This is a genomic window from Lentzea fradiae (assembly GCF_900100955.1).
GTDB lineage: Bacteria > Actinomycetota > Actinomycetes > Mycobacteriales > Pseudonocardiaceae > Lentzea > Lentzea fradiae.
The window spans coordinates 223,591-248,921 of record NZ_FNCC01000013.1; the positions used below are offsets into that span (position 1 = coordinate 223,591).

The following is a 25,331-nucleotide window of genomic DNA, read 5'->3' on the forward strand; positions in this document are numbered from 1 at the left end:
GGACCGCGGCCGAAACGCCGGAGCCGCCCCGGTTCGCACCGAGGCGGCTCCGGCTCCGTCCACAACGGACTAGCAGGTTCCGATCCAGGAGCACTCCACGTCGAAGCGCTCCTTCGCGGGAACGGCGACGCGTTCCTGCGCGGGAACCTTGCGCTGCTGCGGCACCGACTGGACCTGCGGCTGCTGAGCCACCTGGGTACCGCCCTCGGACGCGAGCCGCACGGCGACCCTGTCCTCGATGGCCCTCGGGCTGTTGAACAGCAGCACGTTGTTCTGCACCAGCGAGAACACGAAGTCACGCCCGTCCTGCGTGCGCACGTAGCCGGACAGGGCCGACACGCCGCTCAGCGAGCCGGTCTTGGCCTTCACGTTGCCCGCGGCCGGGGTGTTGCGCATGCGGTTGACCAGCGTGCCGTCGACGCCCGCCACCGGCAGGCTCGCCTGCCACGTGGAGAACCACGGCTTCGTCTTCGCCTTCAGCAGGATCGCCGCCAGCGCGTCCGGCGAGAACTGGTCCATCCGGGACATGCCGGAGCCGTCGAAGACCTCGACCGCGTTCGGGTCGACGCCGAGACCGGCCCATTTCGTGCTCATCTGGTTGATGCCGTTGACGAAGGACTTGCCCGCCGACTTCACGAGCACCTCGGCGATCATGTTGTTGCTGTCCTTCAGCAACGGCGTGACCAGCTGACCGAGCGTCTGCGACTGGTCGGACGCGAGCACCGCGGCACCGGCGGGAGCCGCCGCCCTGACCACGTCGCCGGTGAACTCGATCCCGTTCTCCCGCAACGCGTTACGGAAGACGGACGAGACCAGCGCGGTCGGGTCCTTGACCGTCGACAGCGCCGTCGTCTCGACGTTCGTCGAGCCGGTGACCCTGATGACGTTGGTGCCGTGCTCGCGCTCGACGCTCACACCACCGCTGCCGGTGGTCGCCGTGCTGACCACGTGGACGACGTCGTTCTCCGGTTCCGTCGTGACGACGACCGGGGCACCCGCCGCGGCGCCCGGCTTCACGCGCACGATGACCGTGCCGGCGCTGAACTTCGCGTCCGGCGACAGCGTCAACGCGGAGGTCTCCGCGTTGTAGGAGTACGGCTCGTCGTCCCACGCCCACCCGGTGCCGTACGGCTGGGCGTCGAACGCGGTGCCGTCGAGGACCAGCGAACCGCTGATCTTCGTGACACCGCTGTTCTTCAGCGTGGTGGCGAGAGCCGCGTAACGGGACCTGCTCATCGTCGGGTCGCCGGTGCCGCGCAGGACGAGGTCGCCCCGCAACGTCGATCCGTCACGCGTGCCCGAGGAGAGCAGCTCCGTCTTCCACCTGTAGTCGGGCCCGAGCAGGTCGAGCGCCGCCGTCGTCGTCAGGAGCTTCAGGTTCGAAGCGACCTGCTGACGACGGGAGCCCGACCTGGTGTAGACCACGTCGCCGGTGTTCGCGTCGCGCACGACCAGGCCGACGTCCGCGCCGTTGAGCGCGGGGTCGGCCAGGATCGCGTCGAGGTCACGGGTGAGTGCCTCGTTGCCGACGGCCACCGCGCCGCCGCTGGACGTCAGGGTCAACCCCGCAGCCGCAGCGACGACCACCCCCAGAATACGAAATTTCACGCTTCCACCTCAGACCTGTCGCCTGACCACAACGTGTGGAAGCTACCGCTTTTGTCGATGCGCCTGTACGTGTGCGCACCGAAGAAGTCGCGCTGTCCCTGCACCAGGGCGGCAGGCAGTCGCTCCGAACGGAGGCCGTCGTAATAGGCCAAAGCGGAGACGAAACCTGGCGTTGGGACGCCGGACTCCACCGCTCGGACCACTACCCTGCGCCAAGCAGCCTCAGCGTTTTTGACTGCGTCTCGAAAGTATTCGTCCACCAAAAGAGACGCCAGATCACCATTTGTGTCGTACGCCTCACGAATGCGGTTGAGGAACTGAGCGCGAATGATGCACCCGCCGCGCCAGATCGTCGCCATCGCTCCGAGGTCGATGTTCCAGTCGAAGTTCTTCGACGCTTCGCGGATCATGTCGAAGCCCTGCGCGTACGCGACGACCTTGGACGCGTAGAGCGCCTGGCGCACGTCGTCGACCAGTTCGGCGTCCGGCTTGGCGACGACCTCGCTCGCGCCGAACGCGTCGCGCACGGCCTTGCGCTGGTCGGTGTGCCCGGACAGGCTGCGGGCGAAGACGGCCTCGGCGATGCCCGTGACCGGCACGCCCAGCTCGAGCGCCTCCTGCACGGTCCAGCGGCCGGTGCCCTTCTGCTCCGCCGCGTCCTCGATCACCTCGACGAGCGGCCTGCCGTCCGCGTCGACGTGCTTGAGCACCTCGGCGGTGATCTCGACCAGGTACGACTCCAGGTCGCCCGAGTTCCACTGCGTGAAGACCTCGGAGATCTCCGCCGGCGTCTGCCCGCCGATGCGGTTGAGCAGGTCGTACGCCTCGGCGATCAGCTGCATGTCGGCGTACTCGATGCCGTTGTGCACCATCTTCACGAAGTGCCCGGCACCGTCCGGCCCGACGTGCACGCAGCACGGCTGACCGTCCACCTTGGCGGCGATCTCCTCGAACACCGGCCCGACGTGCTTGTAGGACTCCGCGGGCCCGCCCGGCATGATGCTGGGACCGTTGAGCGCGCCCTCCTCGCCACCGGAGATGCCGGCGCCGACGAACAGCAGCCCCTTCTCCTTCAACGCGGCCTCACGGCGGCGCGTGTCGGCGTAGTGCGCGTTGCCGCCGTCGATGACCATGTCGCCGGGCTCCAGCAGCCCGCTCAGCTCGTCGATGACGGCGTCGGTGGGGCCCCCCGCCTTGACCATGATGATGATCTGGCGCGGCGTCTGCAGGCTGTCGACCAGCTCCTGCAGCGTCTCGGCGCCGACGAAGTCACCCTCGTGACCGTGCTCGTCGAGCAGGGCCTTCATCTTCGCCGGGGTCCGGTTGTGCACGGCCACCTTGAAGCCGTGGCGCGCGAGGTTGCGCGCGAGGTTGCTGCCCATCGTGGCGAGCCCGGTGACCGCGATTCGTGCTTTGCCTTCCGTCATAGGCACAGCCTGCCGTGTTCCCGGCCGTTTCGCGAGGTGTCACAGGGTGTTCTCATATTCCGTTTGACCAGGTGAACCGCATCACGTGGCGACACGTATTGATAGGCGTAGGTTGGCTGCATGGCGGAATTCACGAGCGTGGGACGCTCGGCGACCGAACGTGCCTCCAGGTACGGATCGCAGCTGGTCAAGCACTTCACGCACAAGGACCTCGAAGGGTCCTGGGAGGACGGACGCGGGTTCGTCCGCTTTTCGGCGGGTTTGGCGGAGTTCGAGGCTCAGGACGACGCACTGGTGCTGCGCGTGGTGACCCAGTCGGAGGACGACGCCGCCCGGCTCAGGGACGTCGTGGAACGGCACCTCGTCCGGTTCGGGACGCGGGACGAGCTGACCGTGACCTGGGACGCCGGGGCGAGCTGACTCGTGGGAGCGGTCCCACATGCCGCTCCCACCTCACGCCGGCCTTCGGCTTCTGCTGACACCGAGCCGAAAACCCGCAGGCGTTGGCTGATGTGTCGTGGTGTCTCAGCCCGCCGCCTGCGCGTTCGAGGCTGGCAGCAAACCCTTCACCACGTGCGGCGTTTCCCACGCCCAGGATGCAGGAAGCGCTGCACGGAACATTCATGTCTGGACCGGGTCACCGCTGCGGAGGCACTAGCGGCGGCGAACCAGCGCGTCGAGGTCGAACTCCAGTGAGGCAGGCCGGGTCAGCCGTATCCGGCCTACTCCGTCCTCCACGTGCTTGTAGACACCATCGACGAGTTCGAACGCTGTCAGGCTGATCGGATCTCCGAGTTCGACCAGCCAGTAGTGTGCGATCCCCGCCTTCGCATACTGGGTGGGCTTGGTGACGCGGTCGATTCGCTCGGAGCCAGGAGACACGATCTCCACCGCGAGAACCACGTCCGCCGCGTCAAAACGCTTCGGGTTGCGGTCGGCTGCTTCCGCAGTCACCACCACGATGTCAGGTTTGCGCACAGTCGGTCGATCCGAGCTGTCGATCACCACATCGACGTCTTGGTAGGAAACCAAGCTCTGCGGGAGCTGCTCGTCGAGCCAGTTGTCCAGCCTGCTTTGAGCTTTTTGATGCATAGGTACTGCGGCGGGCACCACGTGCAGGACTCCGTCCACGAGCTCGAGGGTCTTGTCCTCTGGCATCGCGTCCCACTCGTCCAAGGTCACCAGGTGCTCCGGCCAGGCTTGCGCGGTCAAAGCGCTCACCTTCCTCTGTCGCGAGGTCGACTACCAGACGATTCTAATCATCGGCGCGTCGTCCGGTGCAGTTGATCACTCACACGGGCGGATCGAACACAGGTGCGAAATCACGCCTCACCTGGAGACGGCTTGATCACCCGGATCAGGCCCTCCTGCACGACGGTCGCCACCAGCGCCCCATCCCGCGTGAAGAACTGCCCGGTCGCGAGCCCCCGGTTCCCGGACGCGGACGGCGACGAAGTGTCGTACAGCAGCCACTCGTCGGCGCGGAACGGGCGGTGGAACCACATCGCGTGGTCCAGGGACGCGCCGAGGACCTTGTCGAGGCCCCAGTACACGCCGTGCCGGGCCAGGACGCCGTCGAGCAGCGTCATGTCGGAGGCGTAGGTCATCACGCACAGGTGCAGCATCGGATCGTCGGGCAGCTTGCCGTCCGCCTTCATCCACACCCGCGACGCCGCCTCGCCGGGACCGTCCTCACGGGACTCCCACGGCGGTGACGTCACGTACCGGACGTCGATGGGGCGCGGGAACTTGATGTTCGGCGGCAGGTACCCCCTGGCGGACTCGACCCACGTCGGCAGGGTCTCGGGGTCCGGCACGTCCGGCATCGGCGAGGCGTGCTCGACGCCCTGCTCCTCCACCTGGAAGGACGCGGAGAGGGAGAAGATCGCCTTGCCGTGCTGCACGGCCACGACGCGGCGGGTGGTGAACGAGCGGCCGTCGCGGATGCGGTCGACCTCGTAGACGATCGGCACGCGCGGGTCGCCGGGGCGGATGAAGTACGAGTGCAGCGAGTGCACGCGCCGTTCGACCGGCACGGTCCTGCTCGCGGCCACCAGTGCCTGGCCCGCCACCTGGCCGCCGAACACGCGCAACGGCGACTCGGCGGGTGAGACGCCGCGGAAGATGTTCTCCTCGATGCGTTCCAGGTCGAGCAACGCGACGAGGTCGTCCACTGCGGATTGTCCGCTCAGGCCGGAAGGGTTCTCGGCGGCGGCGCGGGCGGCCTCGGTCACGGTGGGACTCTCCTCGGAACACGACGGTCGGACACGGCGCGGCCCCGCGCCCTCACACGTCCAGTATGAGGGGGCGGGGCCGGCATCACGACGTCACGGGCTGAGAGTCCAGCCACTACGCGTGGTCGTCCTCCCCGAGGCGGTGCACCCGGATGAGGTTGGTCGAGCCGATGGTGCCGGGGGGCGAGCCCGCGACGACCACCATGAGGTCGCCCGCCTGGTAGCGGCCGATCTCCAGCATGGCCGTGTCGACCTGGCGGACCATCTCGTCGGTGGACTCCACCTTCGGGACGATGAACGTCTCGGTGCCCCACGTCAGCGCGAGCTGCGAGCGGACCGACGGCTCCGGCGTGAACGCCAGCAGCGGCAGGTGCGTGTGCAGACGCGCCAGGCGGCGGACCGTGTCACCGGACTGGGTGAAGGCGACGAGGGCCTTCGCGTTGAGGCGCTCGCCGATGTCGCGGGCCGCGTACGAGATCACGCCGCGCTTGGTGCGCGGGACGTGGGTCAGCGGCGGCACGACGGTGGACTCCGTCTCGACGGCCTCGATGATGCGGCCCATCGTCTGGACGGACTCGATGGCGTAGCGGCCGACCGAGGTCTCACCGGAGAGCATCAGGGCGTCCGCGCCGTCGAGCACCGCGTTCGCGACGTCGGACGTCTCGGCGCGGGTCGGGCGGGAGTTGCTGATCATCGAGTCCAGCATCTGGGTCGCGACGATGACCGGCTTGGCGTTCTCGCGGGCGATCTGGATGGCCCGCTTCTGCACCAGCGGCACGCTCTCCAGCGGCAGCTCGACGCCCAGGTCACCGCGGGCGACCATGACGCCGTCGAAGGCCAGCACGATGGCCTCGAGGTTGTCCACGGCCTCCGGCTTCTCGATCTTCGCGATGACCGGGAGGCGCTTGCTGCCCTGCCGGTCCATCACCTGGTGGACCAGGTCGATGTCGGCGGGCGAGCGGACGAACGACAGTGCGATGAAGTCCACGCCCAGCGAGAGCGCGAACTCGAGGTCCTCGATGTCCTTCTCCGACAGCGCCGGCACCGAGACGTCCATGCCGGGCAGCGAGAGGCCCTTGTTGTTGCTGACGGGTCCGCCTTCGGTGACCTCGCAGACGACGTCGGAACCCTCGACGTCGACGACCACGAGGCCGACCTTGCCGTCGTCCACGAGCAGGCGGTCGCCGACCTTGGCGTCCTTCGCGAGCTCCTTGTACGTCGTCGACACGCGGTCGTGCGTGCCCTCGACGTCTTCGACGGTGATGCGGACGACGTCGCCGGTGTTCCAGTCGACGGGGCCCGCTGCGAACCTGCCGAGCCGGATCTTCGGGCCCTGGAGGTCGGCGAGGATGCCCACGGCGCGGCCCGACTCGTCGGCTGCGGCGCGGACCATGTCGTAAACCTGCTTGTGGTCGGCATGGCTGCCGTGGCTGAAGTTCATCCTGGCCACGTCCATACCGGCCGCTACCAGGTCGCGGACCTTGTCCGGCGTGCCAGTGGCGGGACCGAGGGTACAGACGATCTTTGCGCGTCGACTCACGTCTAGAGAGAGTAGTCCTGGTTCCTGGACCGATCCCGAACTACCCATCGGTAATGTTTGGACGATGGGTCGAGTACTCCCGTTCGTGACCGCGGCGTTGCTCAGCGTCGTCGTTCTGTTCACCCCGGAGTCAGGTGTGCCGAGCTCGCCGCCCGGCACCGACAAGGTGGTGCACACGGTGCTGTTCGCGCTGCTCGCGTTCACCGGCCTGTACGCGAAGATTCGTCACATTTTGCCGGCCCTCGTCGTCTACGCGGGCCTGTCCGAGGTGCTCCAGCAGGTCATCACCCCGCTGCACCGCAGCGGCGACGTCGTCGACGCGCTGGTCGACGTGCTCGGCATCGGCCTGGGCTGGGCTATCGCCGCGGCTGTTCGCTCACGCCGACGTGGTACTCGCACCAGGCGTTGAGGTCCCTGAGCTGCCGCCACGACCTGCGCACCCGGTCGAGGCACTCCGGCTCGTGCAGCGCGTCGTCGGGCTCCCACACCTTGCGGACGTAGATCGACCGGTGCTTGAGCAGGTCGAGGTGGGGGTGGTCGTCGGCGAACCCGCGCGGCTTCGACTTCATGACGTCACCGGCGAGCGTCCAGCCCTGCTTGACGAGCTTGTCCACGATCTTGCGCAGCAGCACGCCGTGCGCGTCCACCGAGGCCCGGTAGCGGGCCAGCTGGTCGGAGGCCATGTGGAACGACCCGCCGCCGACCATCAGCCCCTCGGGACCGATCTGCACGTAGTACGCGCCGCCGCCCCGGCCCTTCTCGATGACCGCGCCGCAGTGGTCCTTGTACGGCGTCTTGTCCTTGGCGAACCGCACGTCGCGGTACGGGCGGAACACCTTCCCCTCGCCGAACTCCTTCTCCAGCGCGAGCAGCAGCGCCTCCATCGGCGCCCGCACGTCCCGCAGGTAGGTCTCCTTGTTGTCGTCCCAGTACGCCTTCGTGTTGTCGAGGACGAGCCCGTCGAAGAAGTCGATGGCGTACTCGCCGAAACCGCTGAACGTCACCGAGTCAGCCTAGGCGCATCGCCCGAGAGCGTGAAAAATCGTTTGAGGGCGCACAACCAGGGCCATAATCCGGGGAATGCCACGCCGTATCAACGCGCTCGCGACCTGGCTCCTCCAACTGGGACAGGACGAGGTGGCCACGGTTCTCCTGCACCGCCGAGACGTCGCCGACCGCTTCGTCCGCACGATGAAGGACCTCGCCACGCAGCTCACCGACTCCGACTCGGTGCGCGCCGCCGAGGACACGCTCGACCAGGGCGCGCTCGACGTGCTCGCGGTGATCGTCGCGCAGGTCAACGCGGGCACCGTCGACACGGTCCGCACGGAACTGGGCTGCACGACCGACGAGTTCGAACGGGCCTTCCAGCAGCTCAAGGACCGCGCTCTCGCGTGGCCGGACGGAACGCGGCTGATAGCGGTGAACTCGGTGCGCGCACACGGTGCGACGCAGGGCAAGCTCACGCCGCGGCCGAAGGCGCCGCGCCGGCGCACGGCGTCGGAGGTCTCGCCCGTCGTCGCCGCCATGTCCACCGTGGACGGAGTGGCGCGGCTGCTCGCGCACTGCGAGCACGACACGTTCGACGCCCGGTACACCGGCGGCATCGCGACGGTCGAGATCCGGCGGGTCGCGCGGGCCCTGCGGGTCACCGACCAGACGCTGCGGCTGTGGCTGGAGCTCGGGGTCGAGGCGCAGCTGCTGGGCGTGGAGCGCTCGCGGCTGTTACCGACCGAGCACGGCGACGCCTGGCTCGGCTCGCACCCCGGCGCACGGCTCGCCGCGCTGGTGGCGGCCTGGCAGCGGATGGACTGGCGGCCGGACCCGGACCAGGCTCGGGCGGCGTTGCGCGACTACTCCGGTGCCGCCGGGCTCGCGTTGCGGCGCGGCACGCTCGCCCGGTTCTCGGCGGAGGAGGCGTTCGCCGACACGTCCGAGCTGGTCGAGGACCTGGTCTGGGAACGGCCGGCGGTGCACGACAGGAGGGCGACCGCGGCGGTGGTCGGCGAGCTGGAGTCGCTGGGCCTGGTCGCGGGCGGCGCGCTCACGAAGCTCGGCGTCGCGCTGCTGCAGGGCGGTGACGTCGAGGCGGCCGCGACGGAGCTGATGCCGGCCGCCGCGGAGAAGGCCGCGTTCCAGACGGACATGACGGCGGTGGTGAACGGGCTGCCGTCGCCGGAGCTGAGCGCGACGCTGAACCTGGCCGCCGACCTGGAGGACAACGACGCCGCCCGCGTGTGGCGGCTGTCCGCGGGCTCGGTGCGGCGGGCGCTCGACACGGGCCTGTCCGCCGACGCCGTGCTGTCGAGGCTGGCCGCGGTCTCGGAGGCGCCGCTGCCCCAGGTGATCGAGTACCAGGTGCGGGACGTGGCGCGGCGGCACGGGCACCTGACGGTCACGGACGTGAAGAGCTGCGTGCGCGCGGCGGACTCCGCGCTGCTGCACGAGATCTCGAAGTCGAAGCGGCTGTCGTCGCTGAAGCTGCGCTTCCTCGCGCCGACGGTGCTGGCGTCGGACCGGCCGATGGCGGAGACGCTGGCGGCGTTGCGGCGGGCGGGGTACGCGCCGACCGGAGTGGACTCCGGCGACCAGTCCATCGTGGAGAACGTGCGCAAGCTGCGGGCTCCCGCGCGCGGCGAACGCCGCCAGGAGGGGTGGTGGCGCACCGAGCCGGACGACCTCGAGCTGACCCAGCTCGCGATCCGGCTGGTGGAGCAGGAACGGCCGACCGTGGGGCGCGGGACGCCCAGGGCGGGGGCCGCGCGGGTGCTGCGCGACCAGAACGTCTTCCTGCGCGACGAGGAGGTCGTGCTCCTCGCCTCGGCGCTGGTCGACGGCAGCCAGGTCGCGATCAGGTACGCCAGCGGCCCGCGCAGGACGGAGACGCACGTCGTCGTGCCCACCAAGCACCTCGAAGGCGTGCTCAGCGTGGAGTGCGCCGACGGCACCAGCCGCGAGCTCGCGATCGGGCACGTCCGCGAGGTGGCCCTGCCGGGGTAGGAGTCACCAGCGGATGTCGGACAGGCTGTCCAGCGGCGCGCGTTCGGACTCGTCCAGCAGCTGCACGGACGCCGTGTCGGCGGCGTGCAGCTCGGCCGGGAAGGTGAAGCTCGTGCGCTTCTCCACCTCGGTCAGCGACACCTGGAACACGCGGAACTCGTCGAGGTCGAGCGCCTCGGTCAGGACGAGGTTCTGCGTGAGCAGGAACGCGCTGCAACGCAGCTCACCGTCCACGACGAACGCGATCGCCTTGTAGAACTCGCGAGGGAGCGCGACGCCGCGGAACAGCCTGTCGTCGGCGTTGAAGACCGGGCCGCCGTAGACGCTGACCTTGAGGTCGTCGACGTCGACGTCGGCGAGCACCGCGTCCTCCAGGCGGCCCCAGAGCCCTTCCTTGGTGCTCTGGTTGAAGTCGTCCATCTGCGGCGTGATGTTCGTGAAGAAGAACGAGTCGCGGTTCGCGCGCTGCGCCTCGTCCTTCGGGCCCCAGCACAGGTCGGCGCGGCGGGCGACGTGGCCGCGGTCGAGCCGGTTGTCGCGGTACAGCTCGTCGCCGGTCTGGAACCCCGCCGGGACGCGCGGGTCCTTGACGAACGGGATTCCGTTGCGGCTCAACGCCTTCAGGTCGCCGCCGTCGATGTTCCACGCCACCCAGCTCGCGAACTTGCGCGACTTGCTCATGGCGAGCGAGAAGTGCGTGTAGTCGATCGTGGTCGTGCCGTTCACCTCGACCGCGTCGGCCGCGCCGGACTCGGTCAGCACCGGAGCCCCCGCGTCGGTGCCGAGGAACTTCGCGTCGAATCCCGTCATGTCTCCCCCTGCCGTTCACCTGCAGGGTCGAGCCGCCTCACCCGCTCGTTAGCCGGATGCACCCGAACGGCCCAGTGCGACGCCCAGACCCTGCCTCCCCACCAGTTCTACCGTCCGCCCGGCCCTGCGCGACTCGTCCACCCACTGGTCGATCGCCTGGCCGCACGCCTGGTCGAGGTGCCGGACCTCGCTCAGGTCCATCCGGACGTGCGCGCGGTCGAGCCGCTCCAGCTCGTCGAGCAGCCGCGGCAGCCGCAGGAACGTCGCGTTGCCGCGCAGCGCGAGCCCGTCCGCCGTGACGACCACGGACAGCCTCGACACGTCCCAGGCCGTCTTCACGACCGCCGCCAGCAGGCCGACGAGCGTGCCGGTCAGCAGGTCCGTGGCCACGATGAGCCCCGCGGTCAGCACGAGCACCGCGACCTCGGCCCTGTCCTTGCGCCACAGCGCGACCAGCGGCCCGGCGCCGAGGAGCTTCCACCCGGCGTGCACCAGCACCGCCGCCAGCACGGCGACCGGGATCAGCGTGAGCAGTCCCGGCGCCGCCACCACGAACAGCAGCAGCCACACGCCGTGCAGCACCCGCGACGCCTTGGTGCGCGCCCCGGCCGACACGTTCGCCGCGCTGCGCACGATGACCGCCGTCATCGGCAACGCGCCGAGCAGGCCGCAGATCGTGTTGCCCACGCCCTGCGCGACGAGCTCACGGTTGTACTGCGTGCGCGGGCCGTCGTGCATGCGGTCGACGGCGGCGGCGCTGAACATGCTCTCGGCCGACGCCACCAGCGCGAACACCACCACGGCGCCGAGCACACCCGCGTCGAGCAGCCCGAGGTCCGGCAGGTGCACGTCCGCGGACAGCGTGCCGACCGCGATCCGGTCGACCGGCGACTCCAGCAACGCCGCGACCGCCGTGCAGACGACCACGCCCACCAGGACGCCCGGCACGACCCGCACCGGCGCCCGCTGCCACAGCAGCATGATCACGACCGTGAGGAGCCCCAGCGCGAGCGCGACGGGCGACGCCAGAACCGGCTTGAGCTGGCCGGAGATCAGCACCAGCCCGATGCCCGCGAGCATCCCCTGCACCACCGACGGCGAGATCGCCCGGAACCACCGCCCGCACCGGGCGAGGCCCAGCACCACCTGGAGCAGCCCGGCGCCGAGGACGATCACGCCGAGCGCCTCGATGCCGTGCCGGCCGACGGCGTCCGCCACCAGCACCGTCAGCCCGGCGGCGGGCCCGCTCACCTGCATCGTGCTGCCGGGCAGCAAGCCGACGACGATGCCGCCGACCACCCCGGTCACGATGCCCAGCTCGGCGGGCACACCGGACGCCACCGCCACACCCACGCACAACGGCAGTGCCACGAGGAACACGACGACCGATGCGCCGAGGTCGGCCCAATGCTTCTTCATCATCGAGACCCCTACAGCGGAAGGAAGGCGTGCTCGTCGCACACGGAGACCCGACCGGTCTCGATGTCGTAGAACCAGCCGTGGACGCGCACCTCACCCGCCGCCACCTTCTCGGCGACGAACGGGTACGCCAGCAGGACGCCGAGCTGCGCGCGGACGTGCTGCTGCCCCTCCTCCCGCATGGCCGGATCGCTCACCTCCCGCGGCGCCGCGGGCCGCAGCCAGCCGCGCATGGCGGGCAGGTGGTCGATGCCGCCGCCGTGCAGCGCGCCCACCGCGCCGCAGTGGGAGTGGCCGCACACGACGACCTCGCTGACGCCGAGCTGCAGCACGGCAAACTCGATCGTCGCCATCTCGCTGCTGGGCGCGCGCAGCGAGTAGGGCGGGATGACGTTGCCGGCGGTGCGCAGCTCGAACAGCGAACCGGGCTCGGCACCGGTGATGGCGGCCGTCACGATCCGCGAGTCGGCACAGGTGATGAACATCGTGCTGGGGTGCTGGCCCGCGGCGAGCCTGCGGCCGAGTGCGAGCGGGCGGGAACCGGCGTGTGCGCGGGCATGCTGAACAAAGCGATGGAAATCCACGGGAATCCCTCACTGCGTCGAGAAAGTGTTCGGTTTGATCGGACAGGTGGAACGATCAGTTCCGGAACACCTGCAATGCGGGAGGCGTACGCCAGACGACTATCCGTTCGGCGAAGGACTCGACGGCCGGAGCCGGAGCCGGGTGCGGCTCGGACACCGCCACGAACGACGGCGCGGCGACGGCGGAAACCCGTTCCGCGGACGTGACGAGCAACCTCACCCTGCCCGGCTCGCGCTCCTCGCGGGGCGCTTCCTCCTTGGGCGCGGACGAGCCCGGCTTCGGCGGCGGCGCACCGGCCGCCGCTGCCGGGACGGCGGGCGCCAGCACGGCGCACAGGGCCACCACGATCGCCAGCAGAATGCTGCGCACGGCTCACCCCCCGACCGAGTTGATCTACCACACTCATTTTTACCGGAGCGGATGACGAAATAGTGAATACCGGACGCGGAGCACCGCCTCAGGAACGGAAACCACCCGAAAGGGTTTCCCTGTCTCACGCACCGGAACGGGTTCACCGGCCGTACAAGGTTCGTCCCAGATTCGTCCGAAACCCGGTCGCCACACTCGTCGCATGGTTGCAGGGGGAAGTGGCCTGACGGTGAACGAGGACAACGTCCTCGCGATAGGTGCGGCGTTCCACGCGGAGGCCGAGCGGATCGACGGTCTCGTCGGCACGTTCGCCGGGCAGATGGTGACGAGGCCGGCTCTGGGGGACCCGGCGAGCGCCGACTACGCGGCCGCGCTGAGCGGGCTGCTCGTGCACAACCCGGACTCGTACCTCGTGCGGGCGCGCGAGTACGTGGCCGAGCTGCGCGGGGTGGCGGCGGAGTGCGAGGCGTCGGCTCGGGCCTACGGCTTCACCGACGAGGAGATCCGGACAGCGTTCAGGGGGTGAACGAGGTGATCGGGTACTACCGGTACGAGGGTTATCCGCTCGAGCAGAAGATCGGCTGGATCAGGGACGGCGCCGGGCCGTCCGCGCTCAGCGGAGCGCAGGACGCCCTGGTCGGCCTGACCACGGCACTGGCCGACTCGGAGGAGCGGCTGCGCAGGCTCGTGGAGGAGCTGGGGGGCTCCTGGAAGGGTGCCGCGGCGGAGAACGCGGGGAAGTCGGTGCGCCGCGCGCTGACGTGGTCGGGCGACTCCGGACAGGTCACGGGGGACGCGAAGACGAGCGTCGACCTGCAGGCCGAGCAGGTGGCGCTGACCCGCAACCTCACGCCGGGCTGCGCGCCGGGATCGCCGGAGTACGGGCTCGACGACGCGCTGGCGGACGGCTTCAACGCCGTCACCGGCGGGTTGTTCGACGTGCAGACCAACTTCGACGAGCAGGCGGCCAAGCGGCGGGCGCTGGAGGAGCAGGTCGACCGCGTCCTCTACGCCCACGAGGCCGCCTCCCGCACGAACCTGGCGGCCGTTCCGGCGCTGGCCGAGGTTCCCAAGGTCACGACCCGCTCCGAGCCGCCGGCGACCGACTGCCTGCCGGTCGTCCCCGTGCGGACGACCGACGAGCCGCCGCCGTCCATCGGCGAGCGCGAGGAAGAGGTGCGCAAGGACGAGAAGACTTCCGAGCGTTCGGCGGAGGACCGCAAGACCAGCCGGAAGGAAGGCGAGGACGACGGCAAGCCCGGCCAGGTGGAGCCGGAGCGCGAACGCACGACCACTGCGGCCCACGCGACGTCTCCGCCCGAGACCAGGCAACAGCCGGTCGCGGAGCCGCAGCAGCAGAACCAGAACAACACCCGGCCCAGCACCGTCCACACCGGACTGCCGGCGGTCGGCAGAGCCGAGGCGGGAAGACCCGGTGCGGGCTCGCCCTTCTCCCCCGGCCCGCTCACCACGAGCGGGTCCGGTGGCCGGGTGGGAGCGGGCCGGTCGGCGGGCACGGGTTCGAGCAGCGGGCGGGCAGGCGGTACCGGTGTCGTCGCCTCGGCGGGCAGGGGGCCCGAACAGCCGAGGACGCCCGGCGGCGGCACCGCCGTCCGCTCCGCTCCGGCACCGGGTTCGTCCTCCGCTCGGCCGGGCGCTCCCGGCCAGCCGCGCGGAGGTCTGACGGGTGCGGGCTACGGACCGCAGGGCGTGGCGCAGCGGGAGGAAGACGCCGAGCACTCGGACAGGTACTACGCGCGCAACGACGACATCTTCGGACTGGCCGACCTGGGCGCCGCGCCCACCGTGCTGGGTGAGGAGCCGGGATGATCGCGTTGTCCACCACCGAGTTCGAGGTGTGCTGGCAGGTGCTGGGCCTCGGCCCGCTGCCGCTCGTGCTGCACCTGCCGAGCGAGGGCCGCACGGAGGCCGAACGCCGGGAGGTCGTCGCACAGGCCGCGCGGGTGCTGCGCCACCCCGGCCTCCGGCCCCACCTCACGACGCTGGCGGCGCACGACTGGGCGGTGGACAGCCGGGTGCTCGGTGCCCGGCGGCTGCGGGCCAGGGGTGCCGCCGCCGGCACGCGCGGCGTGATCGCCGTGCACGAGGGCGACCACGTGGTGCTGCGGCCGATGGCGGCCGACACGGTGGTCATGGGCATGGCGCTGCTGGCCGGTGACGTGCCCGCCGCTCCCGGCACCGCGGTGAACGTGCGGGCCGACGCCCTGGACCGGGTCCGCGAGCCGCACCGGCTGGGCGAGACCCTGCTGGCGCTCGGGGAACGTCCCGCCGACGTGCGCGGTCTCGAACGGCTCTGCGCGGGGGCGCACACCAGGGGGCAGTTCAGCGTGCCTGCCGTCAAGGACGTCGTGGCGTTCCACGACACCCCGGCCGGCCGCTGTCTGCAGCTGCGGCGCGACGGGTGGGTGACCGTGCTGCCCGCGTCGACCACGCAGCTGGCCGACCGCATCGGGCAGCTGTTGCACGGAGAGGGGGGAAGGCGTGCAGGGCAAGGAGGTCGACATCCAGCTGTTGCGCGATGAGGCGGAGAACGCCGAGTCCGCCCGGCAGATGCTCCGGTCGGCCCGGTACCGGCTGACGACCGTGCGCGACCTGTTCGGCGGCGACCACTGGGGTACGTCGCCGGAAGGGCAGGCGCTGAAGAACAGCCTGCTGGCGGTCGTGGACCACCGGCTGGCCGAGGTCGATCAGCTCGTCGCGGCGGCGGAGAAGATCGCCGTCGGACTGGCGGAGACCGCCGACCTCGAGGAGAAGACCGAGCAGGAGGTCGGGGACAGCTTCCGGAAGGTGATGCCCCGATGACCTCCCGGAACAAGGAGCACCAGGAGCTCCTGCTCACTCCGCAGGTGACGGCGTTGCTGTTCGCGATGGGCTTCGACCCGGCCGCCGACGTCGAGAAGCTCAACATCGACTACGACCTCTACGCCAAGGGCGAGGACCAGGTGGAGGCCGCCTACCGCGAGGTCCGCGGCGCCACCGACGTCCTGGCGCGCGTGCGCGACGAGGTCGGGGCGAGGTGGACGGGCAGCGCCGCCGAGCAGTTCGACCGCTACGCCGAGAAGGTCGTCTCGGCGGGCGCCGCCGAACGGGGCCTGCTCGACGCGCAGGACAAGGCGACGACCGAGTTCTTCGAAGAGATCAAGAAGAACGTGCAGGAGGCGCACGACGCGATCATGAAAGCGGTTTCCGGGGCGATGTTCGTCATCAACCCCGCGATGTCGTTCGCCGTGGAGCTCGGACGCCTGTTCAACGGCACCGGTGACGCCCCGGGGCTTGCGCTGCCGACCGACGTCTACGCGGCGATCGAGGAGGTGGCCAAGGCGCTGGGGCAGATCGTCGACCTGCCCAAGAAGTTCGGCGAGGCGAAGTTCGACAGCGACATCGGCTCGTTCGCGTTGAACGACACCGCCGACTTCCGGATCTCGGCCGACCACTCCGACGGACGGGTTCCCACCGGGCTCGACGACAACGAAAAGGACGTGGACGCCTGGAAGGAGCGCTGAACCGTGGCATCTTGGCCTCATGGGGATGGGGTTCGAGGTGCTGGGGGACGTGGGGGCGCGGGTCGACGGCAGATGGCTCGACCTCGGGCACGCCCGGCAGCGGTGCGTGCTCGCCGTGCTGGCGCTGGAGGCGAACCGGGTCGTGCCCGCGGACCGGTTGATCGACCGCGTGTGGGGTGAGAACGCGCCGCACGGTGCGCGCACGACGCTGTACGGCTACCTCTACCGCCTGCGCCGGCTGCTGCCCGAAGGCGTCATCGTGCGGCGCGGCGGCGGTTATCTCCTCGCTGTGCCACCGGAGGCGGTCGACGCGCACCGCTTCACCGCGCTGGTGGAACGGGCCAGGGCCACCGGCGACCTCGCGCTGTTCGACGAGGCGCTGGCGCTGTGGCGCGGCGAGGCGCTCGCCGGTCTGGACACGCCGTGGCTGACCGAGGTCGCGGCCGGCCTCGACCGCGCCCGGCTGGCCGCCGAGCTGGACCGGGCGGACCTGGCACTGGCACAGGGAAAACACCTGGCCGTCGCCGCGCAGCTGCCCGCGCTGGCCGAGGCCAACCCGTTGGACGAACGCCTCGCCGCGCAGCTGATCGTCGCCCTGCACGCGAGCGGGCGGCGGGCGGAAGCCCTGGAGCACTACCACCTCGTGCGTTCCCGGCTCGTCGAGGAGCTGGGCACCGAACCGGGCGAGCTGCTGCGGGAGGTGCACCTGCGGGTGCTCGGCGAAGGCCACTCCCCCGTCCCCCGCCAGCTGCCCGGTGCGCCCACGCCGTTCGCCGGACGCGTCGAGGAGCTGGCCGAGCTGGACAAGATGTTCGGTGCCACGAACGTCGTGGCCGTCGGCGGCACCGGCGGGGTCGGCAAGACGTGGCTCGCGCTGTGCTGGGCCCACCGCGGGCTCGACCGGTTCCCGGACGGCCAGCTGCACGTCGACCTGCACGGCTTCGACCCGGTGACCGGGCCGACGCCCCCCGCCACCGCCCTGCGCCGCCTGCTCGACGGGCTCGGCGTCCCGGCCGAGGGCGACGCGGACGTGCTCGCGGCCCGGTTCCGCAGCGCCGTGGCGGGCAAGCGGCTCCTGGTGCTGCTCGACAACGCCCAGGACGAGGACCAGGTCGTGCCGTTGCTGCCGGGCGACCCCGGCTGCGCGGTGCTGATCACCAGCCGGAGGCAGCTGTCCGGCCTGGCCGCCCGCCACGGCGCGCAGCTGTTGTCGCTCGGCACGATGTCACCGCCGGAGTCGGCCGGTGTGCTCGCCGGACATCTGGGCGCGGACCGGCTGGCGGCGAACCCCGTCGCGGTGGAAGCGATCCTGGACCACTGCGCGGGGCTGCCGCTGGCGCTGGGCATCGCCGCGTCCCGTGCGGCCGTCCACCAGGACCTGCCGTTGTCCGTGCTGGCCGAGGAGTTCCAGGAAGATCGGCTCGACTCGCTGCGGTCCGTTTTCGCGTCTTCGGTGCGCGCCCTGGACTCCGAGGCGGCCGAGGTGTTCCGCTCGGTCGCGGCGGCGCCGGGGCCGGACATCGAGGTGCGGTCGGCCGCCGCCCTCACCGGCCTGCCGAAGGTGCGGACGGCGTTGCGGCGCCTGGAGAACGCGCACCTGGTCCTCCGGCGCGGTGCGGCGCGCTACCGGATGCACGACCTGGTCCGCCTTCACGCCACCGAGCTCGGAGCGGACCTCGCCGCGGTCCGGCGGCTCGTCGAGTTCTACGTCGAGACCGCGTGGGCGGCGGACTCCGTCTTCAACAAGCCCACGGTCGGCGCGCCGGGCAAGGCCGTGCCGCTGGAGTTCGCGAACGCCGAGGAGGCGCGGGCGTGGCTGAGCGCGGAACACGCGTGCCTGCTGGCCGCGCAGGCGTGGGCGGAACGGCACGACATGCCGGACGCGGTGTGGCACCTCGCCTGGTTCCTCGACCAGTTCCACTGGCGGCACGGGCTGCTGGCCGCCCACCTGGAGGTGTGGCAGGCGGCCGGCCGGGTGGACGTGGACGACTGGCGGCGCGCGCAGGGGCACCGCCGCTACAGCCACGTGCTGATGCGGGCCGGGCGGTTCGACGAGGCGCTGGACGAGCTGAACGCGGCGCTCGTGGTGCACGAACGCACCGGGTCGGCGCTCGACCAGGGACACGTGTTCCACGACATCGCGGCGATCCTCGGGCACTCCGGCGACCTCGCGCGGGCGATCGAGCACGCCGAACGGTCACTGCCCTTCTACCGCGCGGCCGAGAACGCCACGCAGTGGGAGGCCAACGCGCTCAACACGCTGGGCTGGTTCCTGGCCAAGGCGGGCGAGCACGAACGCGGCCGCGTCCACTGCGCGCAGGCCGTCGCCCTGTGCCGGGCCGCGGGCTACCCGGACGGCCAGGCCGCCGCCCACGACAGCCTCGGCCACATCGCGCACACCACCGGCGCGCACCGCAGGGCGCTCGGCCACTACCGCCAGGCGTTGCGCCTGCGCCGCGAGCTGGGCGACCCGTACGAGGAGGCGGACGCCTTGCTGTCACTGGGAAAGGTGCACACCGCGCTGGGCGAGCACGCGCAGGCGCACGAGCTGTGGAGGACGGCCGCCGGCCTCTACCGCGGCCAGGGCAGACAGACCGAGCTCACCGAGGTGACGCGGCTCCTCGAACAGGCGAACGCCCCGGTCGACGCCGTTGTCGGCCGGGGCGTTCATGCTGCTCTCCGCTGACTGACTCCGTTGTCAGACCACAGCGAGCGGAAGCTGGTTGGGGATGACGGGCGACGGCAGGCTCGACGCGCCCGTGAGGAACTTGTCGACGGCGTTCGCCACCGACCGGCCCTCCGCGATGGCCCACACCACGAGGGAGGCGCCGCGGTGGGCGTCACCGCAGACGAACACGCCGGGCGCGGTCGTCTGCCAGTCCGAGCCGCACGAGATGGTGCCGCGCGTCGTGAGCGAGATGTCCAGGTCGTCCAGCAGGCGCATGTGCTCGACGCCCTCGAAGCCGATCGCCAGCAGCACCAGGTCCGCTGGCAGGACCTCGATCTCGTCGGACACCGGGATGACCTGGCGGCGGCCGGACGAGTCCTTCTCGACGCGCACCTGCTGCAGCTCGATGAACCGCACGTGGCCGTCGTCGTCGCCCACGAAACGCTTGACCGCCACGGTGAAGCGGCGTTCGCCCGCCTCCTCGTGCGCCGGGTAGGTGCGCAGGATGTGCGGCCACACCGGCCACGGCGACCTGTCGTCGTCGCGCACGGAAGGCGGCATCGGGTACTGGTCGAGCTGCGTCACCGACAGCGCGCCCTGGCGGGTCGCGGTGCCGTAGCAGTCGGCGCCCGTGTCGCCACCGCCGATGACGATGACGTGCTTGCCCTCGGCGGAGATCTCCGACGGGCCGTCGCCCTCGCACGCGCGGTTCGCGGGGACCAGGTGGTCCATCGCGAGGTGCACGCCCTTGAGCTCGCGGCCCGGCGTCGCCTTGTCGTCACGGCCGCGCAGCGCGCCCACGGCGAGCACGACGGCGTCGAAGTCGGCGCGCAGCTGCTCGACGGTGATGTCGACGCCGACCTCGCAGCCGGTGACGAACTTGGTGCCCTCACGGCGCAGCTGCGCGAGCCTGCGGTCGAGGACCTTCTTCTCCATCTTGAACTCGGGGATGCCGTACCGCAGCAGGCCGCCGAGCCGGTCGTCCCGCTCGTAGACGGTGACCTCGTGGCCGGCGCGGGTCAGCTGCTGCGCCGCGGCGAGACCGGCGGGACCGGAACCGACGACGGCGACGCGCTTGCCCGTGGACACCGCGGCGTGGGACGGCTTGACGTACCCGCCCTCCCACGACATCTCCGCGATGGTCTCCTCGACCCGCTTGATCGCGACGGCACCGCCGGAGTCGTGCGAGATCGAGAGGACGCACGCCGCCTCGCACGGCGCCGGGCACAGCCTGCCCGTGAACTCCGGGAAGTTGTTGGTGGCGTGCAGGCGGTCGGAGGCCAGCTCCCAGTCGCCGCGGCGCACCAGGTCGTTCCACTCGGGGATCAGGTTCCCGAGCGGGCAACCGGCGGTTCCGCTGTGGCAGAACGGGATGCCGCAGTCCATGCACCGCGTCGCCTGCGTGCGCACGGCGGCGTTGCGCTCCTCCTGGTCCTCCTGGAGGTAGACCTCGTTCCAGTCCTGCAACCGCTCCGGCTTCGGGCGCTTGGGCGCGTCCGAGCGGGAGTACTTCATGAAACCCTGTGGATCAGCCACGAGACGCCTCCATGACAGCCGCGTCAACGTCCCGGCCCTCGGCGCGCGCGAGGCGCATGGCCTCGAGAACGCGCTGGTAGTCACCGGGCATGACCTTCGTGAACGCACCGGCTCGCCGGGTCCAGTCACCGAGCAGCGACGCGGCCACCGCGGAACCGGTGTGCCGGTGGTGCTTGGTGACGGCGTCCTTGAGCCAACGCAGGTCCTCGGCGTTGAGGCGCTGCAGTTCCACCATCTCCTGGTTCACCGACAACGGGTCCAGGTCGAGCACGTACGCGATGCCGCCGGACATGCCGGCCGCGACGTTGCGCCCGGTCGGGCCGAGCACCACTGCCCGGCCACCGGTCATGTACTCGAAGGCGTGGTCGCCCACGCCCTCCGCGACGAGCAGCGCGCCGGAGTTGCGGACGCAGAAGCGCTCGCCGACCCGGCCGCGCAGGAAGACCTCGCCGGACGTGGCGCCGTAGCCGATCACGTTGCCCGCGATCACCTGGTCCTCCGCGCGGAACGGCGCGTCGTCGTGCGGGCGCACGATGATCCGCCCGCCGGACAGGCCCTTGCCGACGTAGTCGTTCGCGTCGCCGACCATCTCCAGCGTGATGCCGCGCGGCAGGAACGCGCCGAGCGACTGCCCGGCCGACCCGGTCAGCTTGACCTGGATCGTGTCGTCCTCCAGGCCCTCGCCGCCGTAGCGGCGGGTGACCTCGGCGCCGAGCAGCGTGCCGACCGTGCGGTTGACGTTGCGGACGGGCAGCTCCAGCGTGACCTGGTGCGCGTCCTCCAGTGCCGCCTCCGCGAGCTGGATGAGCGTGCGGTCCAGCGCCTTGTCCAGGCCGTGGTCCTGCTCGCGGATCCGGCGCTTCGCCGTCGGGTAGGGAGTTTCCGGCACCTCGAACACCGGGTCGAGGTTCAGGCCCCCGGCCTTCCAGTGCTCGATCGCCTCGTCCTTGTCGAGCAGCTCCGCGTGACCGACGGCCTCGTCGATCGTGCGGAAACCGAGCTCCGCCAGCAGTTCCCTGACCTCCTGCGCGATGAACTCGAAGAAGTTCACGACGTGGTCGGCCTGGCCGGTGTAGCGGGCGCGCAGGTCGGGGTTCTGGGTGGCGACGCCGACCGGGCACGTGTCGAGGTGGCAGACGCGCATCATCACGCAGCCCGCGACGATCAGCGGTGCCGTGGCGAAGCCGAACTCCTCCGCACCCAGCAGAGCCGCCACGACGACGTCGCGGCCGGTGCGCAGCGCGCCGTCGACCTGGACCGTGATGCGGTCGCGCAAGCCGTTGAGCAGCAACGTCTGCTGGGTCTCGGCGAGGCCGATCTCCCACGGCGTTCCGGCGTGCTTGAGCGAGTTCATCGGCGAGGCGCCGGTGCCGCCGTCGTAGCCGGAGATCAGCACGACGTCCGCGTGCGCCTTGGCGACACCCGCCGCGACCGTGCCCACGCCGATCGACGAGACGAGCTTCACGTGAACCCGTGCCTGCTCGTTCGCGTTCTTCAGGTCGTGGATGAGCTGCGCCAGGTCCTCGATCGAGTAGATGTCGTGGTGCGGCGGCGGCGAGATCAGGCCGACGCCCGGCGTGGAGTGCCGGGTGCGCGCGACCCACGGGTAGACCTTGAAGCCGGGCAGCTGGCCGCCCTCGCCGGGCTTCGCGCCCTGCGCCATCTTGATCTGGATGTCCGTGGAGTTCACGAGGTACTCGCTCGTGACGCCGAACCGTCCACTCGCGACCTGCTTGACCGCCGAACGCCGTTCGGGGTCGTACAGGCGCTCGCGGTCCTCGCCGCCCTCACCGGAGTTCGACCGGCCGCCGAGGCGGTTCATCGCGATCGCGAGGGTCTCGTGCGCCTCGGCCGAGATCGAGCCGTACGACATGGCGCCGGTGTTGAAGCGCTTGACGATCGAGCTGACCGGCTCGACCTCGTCGATCGGGACCGGCGTGCGGCCCTCGGTGCGGAGCTTGAACAGGCCGCGCAGCGTGCCGCCCTGCCGCGAGATGCGCTCGACCTCCGCCGTGTACTGGCGGAAGACCTCCTCCTTGCGCGTCTTCGTGGCGTGCTGCAGCAGGAACACCGTCTCCGGCGTGAACAGGTGCAGCTCGCCCTCGCGGCGGTAGGAGTAGTCGCCGCCGACCTCGAGCCGGCGGTGCTCGCGCGCCGTCGGGTTCTCCTGGTGCGCGCGGCGGTGGCGCTGCGCGACCTCCTCGGCGAGCACGTCCAGGCCGGCACCGCCGAGCTTGGACTGCGTGCCGGTGAAGTACTCGTCCAGCAGGTCGTTGGACAGGCCGACGGCCTCGAAGATCTGCGCCGCGGTGTAGGCGCCGACGGTCGAGATGCCCATCTTCGACATGATCTTCAGGACGCCCTTGACGAGCGCCTTGACGTAGTTGCGGATCGCCTTGTGCGCCGGGACGCCGGTGATGGCGCCCTGGCTGATCAGGTCCTCGATCGTCTCGAACGCGAGGTACGGGTTCACCGCGGCGGCGCCGTAGCTCAGCAGCGCGGCGACGTGGTGGACCTCGCGGCAGTCACCCGACTCGACGACGAGCGCGACGCGCAGGCGCTCCTTGGTGCGCACCAGGTGGTGGTGCACCGCGGAGACGAGCAGCAGCGACGGGATCGGCGCCATCCGGTGGTCCGAGTCGCGGTCGCTGAGCACCAGCGTCCGAGCACCGTTCGCGATGGCCTCCGACGCCTCGCGACGCACGCGCTCGATCGCGGCGGCCAGCGCCTCGCCGCCACCGTCCACTTCGTACAGTCCGGACAGGACGGTGCAGGCGAAGCCCGGCAGGTCGCCGTCGTCGTTGATGTGGATGAGCTTCGCGAGCTCGTCGTTGTCGATGACCGGGTAGTCGAGGTTGATGTGCCGGCACGAGACCGGGCCCGGCTCCAGCAGGTTCTGCTCAGGCCCCATCACGCGCTTGACGGACGTGACGATCTCCTCGCGGATCGCGTCCAGCGGCGGGTTCGTGACCTGCGCGAAGTTCTGCACGAAGTAGTCGTAGAGCAGCCGGGAACGCTGGCTGAGCGCCGCGACCGGCGTGTCCGAGCCCATCGACGCGAGCGGCTCCGCGCCCGAGACGGACATCGGCGTGAGCAGGATCCGCAGCTCCTCCTCGGTGTAGCCGAAGGTGAGCTGGCGGCGCACGACCGACTCGTGGCTCTGCACGACGTGCTCGCGGTCCTGCACGTCGGCGAGGTCGAGCAGACCGGCGTGCAGCCACTCGTCGTAGGGCTGCTCCGACGCGAGGGAGGACTTGAACTCCTCGTCGTCGATGATCCGGCCCTGCGCGGTGTCCACCAGGAACATGCGGCCCGGCTGCAGGCGGCCCTTCGCGACCACCTCGCTGGGCGCCACGTCGAGCACACCGGTCTCCGAGGCCAGCACGACGCGGCCGTCGGCGGTCTGCCACCAGCGGGCGGGACGCAGGCCGTTGCGGTCGAGGACCGCGCCGACGATCTCGCCGTCGGTGAAGGTGACGCAGGCGGGGCCGTCCCACGGCTCCATCAGGGAGGCGTGGAACTGGTAGAACGCACGGCGCTTCGGGTCCATCGTGGCGTGGTTCTCCCACGCCTCCGGGATCATCATCAGCACCGCGTGCGGCAGGCTGCGGCCACCGAGGTGCAGCAGCTCCAGCACCTCGTCGAACGACGCCGAGTCCGAGCCGTCCGGGTTGCAGATCGGGAACAGCCGCGCGAGGTCGCCGGGGATCAGCTCGCTGTCGAGCAGCGCCTCACGGGCACGCATGCGGTTGCGGTTGCCGCGCACGGTGTTGATCTCACCGTTGTGGGCGACGAACCGGAACGGGTGTGCGAGCGGCCACGACGGGAACGTGTTCGTCGAGAACCGGCTGTGCACCAGCGCGATCGCGCTGTGCAGCCGCTCGTCGAGCAGGTCGGGGAAGAACGCCGGCAGCTGCTCGGTCGTCAGCATTCCCTTGTAGACGATCGTTCGCGACGACAGCGACGGGAAGTAGACGCTGCCCTCGTGCTCCACCCGCTTGCGCAGGCAGAAGGCGAGGCGGTCCAGCTCGATCCCGCTCTCGTCGCGCGTGCCCTTCACGAACAGCTGTGCGAAGTGCGGTGCCACCGACAACGCCGTCGGGCCGACGTCCGCCTTCTCCGGGTCGACCGGCACGTCGCGCCAGCCGAGCACGACGAGGTTCTCCTCCTCGGCGATGCGCTCGATCTGCCGCATCGCGTCGGCGCGTTCCTCTGCCTCGAACGGCAGGAACGCGATGCCCGCCGCGTACCGGCCGCGTTCGGGCAGGTCGAAGCCGACGACAGCGCGCAGGAACTCGTCCGGCAGCTGCAGGAGGATGCCCGCGCCGTCACCCGACGTGGGTTCGGCGCCCGCGGCACCGCGGTGCTCCAGGTTCGCCAGTGCCGTCAAGGCATCGCGCACGATGCCGTGGGAACGCCTGCCCTTGATGTCGGCCACCATGGCGACGCCGCAGGCGTCGCGCTCGTCGGCGGGGTCGTACAGACCCTGGGGGCCGGGGATGGCGGAGAAGATCACTGCGCAGACCTCCTTCGTCGTCCTCGCGTAAAGAACTGATGTCCTCGTGCTCAGACCTCGTACCTACAGGTGGAGCACGGGACGACGATGGCCCG

Annotated in this window: 21 protein-coding genes; 9 read left to right on the forward strand and 12 right to left on the reverse strand. The window is 70.7% G+C overall.

Translation table 11 applies throughout. The features are described from left to right. Positions 1-69: 69 nt before the first annotated feature. Together dacB and gndA are read right to left on the reverse strand one after the other, a co-directional pair. A complete protein-coding gene (gene dacB, locus BLT23_RS29480; RefSeq protein ID WP_090054768.1) occupies positions 70-1,608 on the reverse strand; it encodes a D-alanyl-D-alanine carboxypeptidase/D-alanyl-D-alanine endopeptidase in 1,539 nt (512 codons plus the stop codon). Next, a complete protein-coding gene (gene gndA / locus BLT23_RS29485; protein WP_090054770.1) occupies positions 1,605-3,035 on the reverse strand; it encodes an NADP-dependent phosphogluconate dehydrogenase in 1,431 nt (476 codons plus the stop codon). The genes dacB and gndA overlap by 4 nt, the downstream gene beginning before the upstream one ends. A 120-nt stretch (positions 3,036-3,155) precedes the next feature. Between gndA and BLT23_RS29490 the strand changes: the two genes are divergently transcribed. Next, complete coding sequence (locus BLT23_RS29490) at positions 3,156-3,455, forward strand: DUF2218 domain-containing protein (protein ID WP_090054773.1); 300 nt, start codon at positions 3,156-3,158, stop codon at positions 3,453-3,455. 234 nt (positions 3,456-3,689) lie between these two features. Here the strand turns inward: BLT23_RS29490 and BLT23_RS29495 are convergent, their stop codons facing one another. From BLT23_RS29495 to pyk, 3 genes are all read right to left on the reverse strand, one after another. Further along, positions 3,690-4,247, reverse strand: coding sequence for a Uma2 family endonuclease (locus BLT23_RS29495; protein WP_143036086.1), 558 nt, complete (start codon positions 4,245-4,247; stop codon positions 3,690-3,692). A gap of 110 nt (positions 4,248-4,357) precedes the next feature. Further along, entirely contained in the window at positions 4,358-5,269 is a 912-nt protein-coding gene (tesB, locus tag BLT23_RS29500) for an acyl-CoA thioesterase II (RefSeq protein ID WP_090054778.1), read from the reverse strand. Between the two features lie 115 nt (positions 5,270-5,384). Continuing rightward, positions 5,385-6,809 carry a pyruvate kinase gene (gene pyk, locus BLT23_RS29505; RefSeq protein ID WP_090054781.1) on the reverse strand — a complete coding sequence of 475 codons (1,425 nt, stop codon included), beginning with the start codon at positions 6,807-6,809 and terminating at the stop codon, positions 5,385-5,387. 64 nt (positions 6,810-6,873) lie between these two features. Between pyk and BLT23_RS29510 the strand changes: the two genes are divergently transcribed. Further along, complete coding sequence (locus BLT23_RS29510; protein ID WP_090054783.1) at positions 6,874-7,218, forward strand: VanZ family protein; 345 nt, start codon at positions 6,874-6,876, stop codon at positions 7,216-7,218. Here the strand turns inward: BLT23_RS29510 and BLT23_RS29515 are convergent. Continuing rightward, positions 7,166-7,813 carry a DUF2461 domain-containing protein gene (locus BLT23_RS29515; RefSeq protein ID WP_090054786.1) on the reverse strand — a complete coding sequence of 216 codons (648 nt, stop codon included), beginning with the start codon at positions 7,811-7,813 and terminating at the stop codon, positions 7,166-7,168. The genes BLT23_RS29510 and BLT23_RS29515 overlap by 53 nt on opposite strands. A gap of 76 nt (positions 7,814-7,889) precedes the next feature. Here BLT23_RS29515 and BLT23_RS29520 point away from each other — a divergent pair, with 76 nt between their 5' ends. Further along, positions 7,890-9,809, forward strand: a complete 1,920-nt coding sequence (locus BLT23_RS29520) for a helicase-associated domain-containing protein (protein WP_090054788.1) — start codon at positions 7,890-7,892, stop codon at positions 9,807-9,809. 3 nt (positions 9,810-9,812) lie between these two features. Here the strand turns inward: BLT23_RS29520 and BLT23_RS29525 are convergent, their stop codons facing one another. The 4 genes from BLT23_RS29525 to BLT23_RS29540 form a co-directional block, all read right to left on the reverse strand. After that, on the reverse strand, positions 9,813-10,619 hold the full coding sequence (locus tag BLT23_RS29525) for a DNA/RNA non-specific endonuclease (protein ID WP_090054790.1): 807 nt from the start codon (positions 10,617-10,619) through the stop codon (positions 9,813-9,815). 48 nt (positions 10,620-10,667) lie between these two features. Further along, the gene (locus BLT23_RS29530) at positions 10,668-12,041 is read right to left on the reverse strand and encodes a SulP family inorganic anion transporter (RefSeq protein ID WP_090054795.1); all 1,374 of its coding nucleotides are present in this window, start codon (positions 12,039-12,041) and stop codon (positions 10,668-10,670) included. An 8-nt stretch (positions 12,042-12,049) separates the two neighbouring features. Further along, on the reverse strand, positions 12,050-12,523 hold the full coding sequence (locus BLT23_RS29535; protein ID WP_245744307.1) for a carbonic anhydrase: 474 nt from the start codon (positions 12,521-12,523) through the stop codon (positions 12,050-12,052). Positions 12,524-12,677: 154 nt separating this feature from the next. Continuing rightward, positions 12,678-12,992, reverse strand: coding sequence for a hypothetical protein (locus BLT23_RS29540; RefSeq protein WP_090054797.1), 315 nt, complete (start codon positions 12,990-12,992; stop codon positions 12,678-12,680). Positions 12,993-13,194: 202 nt separating this feature from the next. Between BLT23_RS29540 and BLT23_RS40245 the strand changes: the two genes are divergently transcribed. The 6 genes from BLT23_RS40245 to BLT23_RS29565 are packed head-to-tail and all read left to right on the forward strand — an operon-like array spanning position 13,195 to position 19,202. Continuing rightward, complete coding sequence (locus tag BLT23_RS40245; protein WP_143036087.1) at positions 13,195-13,518, forward strand: hypothetical protein; 324 nt, start codon at positions 13,195-13,197, stop codon at positions 13,516-13,518. Further along, positions 13,515-14,822 (forward strand): PPE domain-containing protein, encoded by a 1,308-nt coding sequence (locus BLT23_RS29545; RefSeq protein ID WP_176946972.1) that lies wholly within the window; start codon positions 13,515-13,517, stop codon positions 14,820-14,822. Before BLT23_RS40245 ends, BLT23_RS29545 begins: the two co-directional genes overlap by 4 nt. Next, entirely contained in the window at positions 14,819-15,535 is a 717-nt protein-coding gene (locus tag BLT23_RS29550; RefSeq protein ID WP_090054799.1) for an ESX secretion-associated protein EspG, read from the forward strand. The genes BLT23_RS29545 and BLT23_RS29550 overlap by 4 nt, the downstream gene beginning before the upstream one ends. Further along, positions 15,495-15,815 (forward strand): hypothetical protein, encoded by a 321-nt coding sequence (locus BLT23_RS29555; protein WP_090054800.1) that lies wholly within the window; start codon positions 15,495-15,497, stop codon positions 15,813-15,815. The genes BLT23_RS29550 and BLT23_RS29555 overlap by 41 nt, the downstream gene beginning before the upstream one ends. After that, positions 15,812-16,516 carry a hypothetical protein gene (locus BLT23_RS29560; RefSeq protein WP_090054801.1) on the forward strand — a complete coding sequence of 235 codons (705 nt, stop codon included), beginning with the start codon at positions 15,812-15,814 and terminating at the stop codon, positions 16,514-16,516. The genes BLT23_RS29555 and BLT23_RS29560 overlap by 4 nt, the downstream gene beginning before the upstream one ends. 19 nt (positions 16,517-16,535) lie before the next feature. Next, positions 16,536-19,202, forward strand: a complete 2,667-nt coding sequence (locus BLT23_RS29565) for an AfsR/SARP family transcriptional regulator (RefSeq protein ID WP_090054802.1) — start codon at positions 16,536-16,538, stop codon at positions 19,200-19,202. A 12-nt stretch (positions 19,203-19,214) separates the two neighbouring features. Here the strand turns inward: BLT23_RS29565 and BLT23_RS29570 are convergent, their stop codons facing one another. Together BLT23_RS29570 and gltB are read right to left on the reverse strand one after the other, a co-directional pair. After that, positions 19,215-20,720, reverse strand: coding sequence for a glutamate synthase subunit beta (locus tag BLT23_RS29570; RefSeq protein WP_090054804.1), 1,506 nt, complete (start codon positions 20,718-20,720; stop codon positions 19,215-19,217). After that, positions 20,713-25,236 carry a glutamate synthase large subunit gene (gltB, locus tag BLT23_RS29575; protein ID WP_090054807.1) on the reverse strand — a complete coding sequence of 1,508 codons (4,524 nt, stop codon included), beginning with the start codon at positions 25,234-25,236 and terminating at the stop codon, positions 20,713-20,715. Before gltB ends, BLT23_RS29570 begins: the two co-directional genes overlap by 8 nt. Positions 25,237-25,331: the final 95 nt, after the last annotated feature.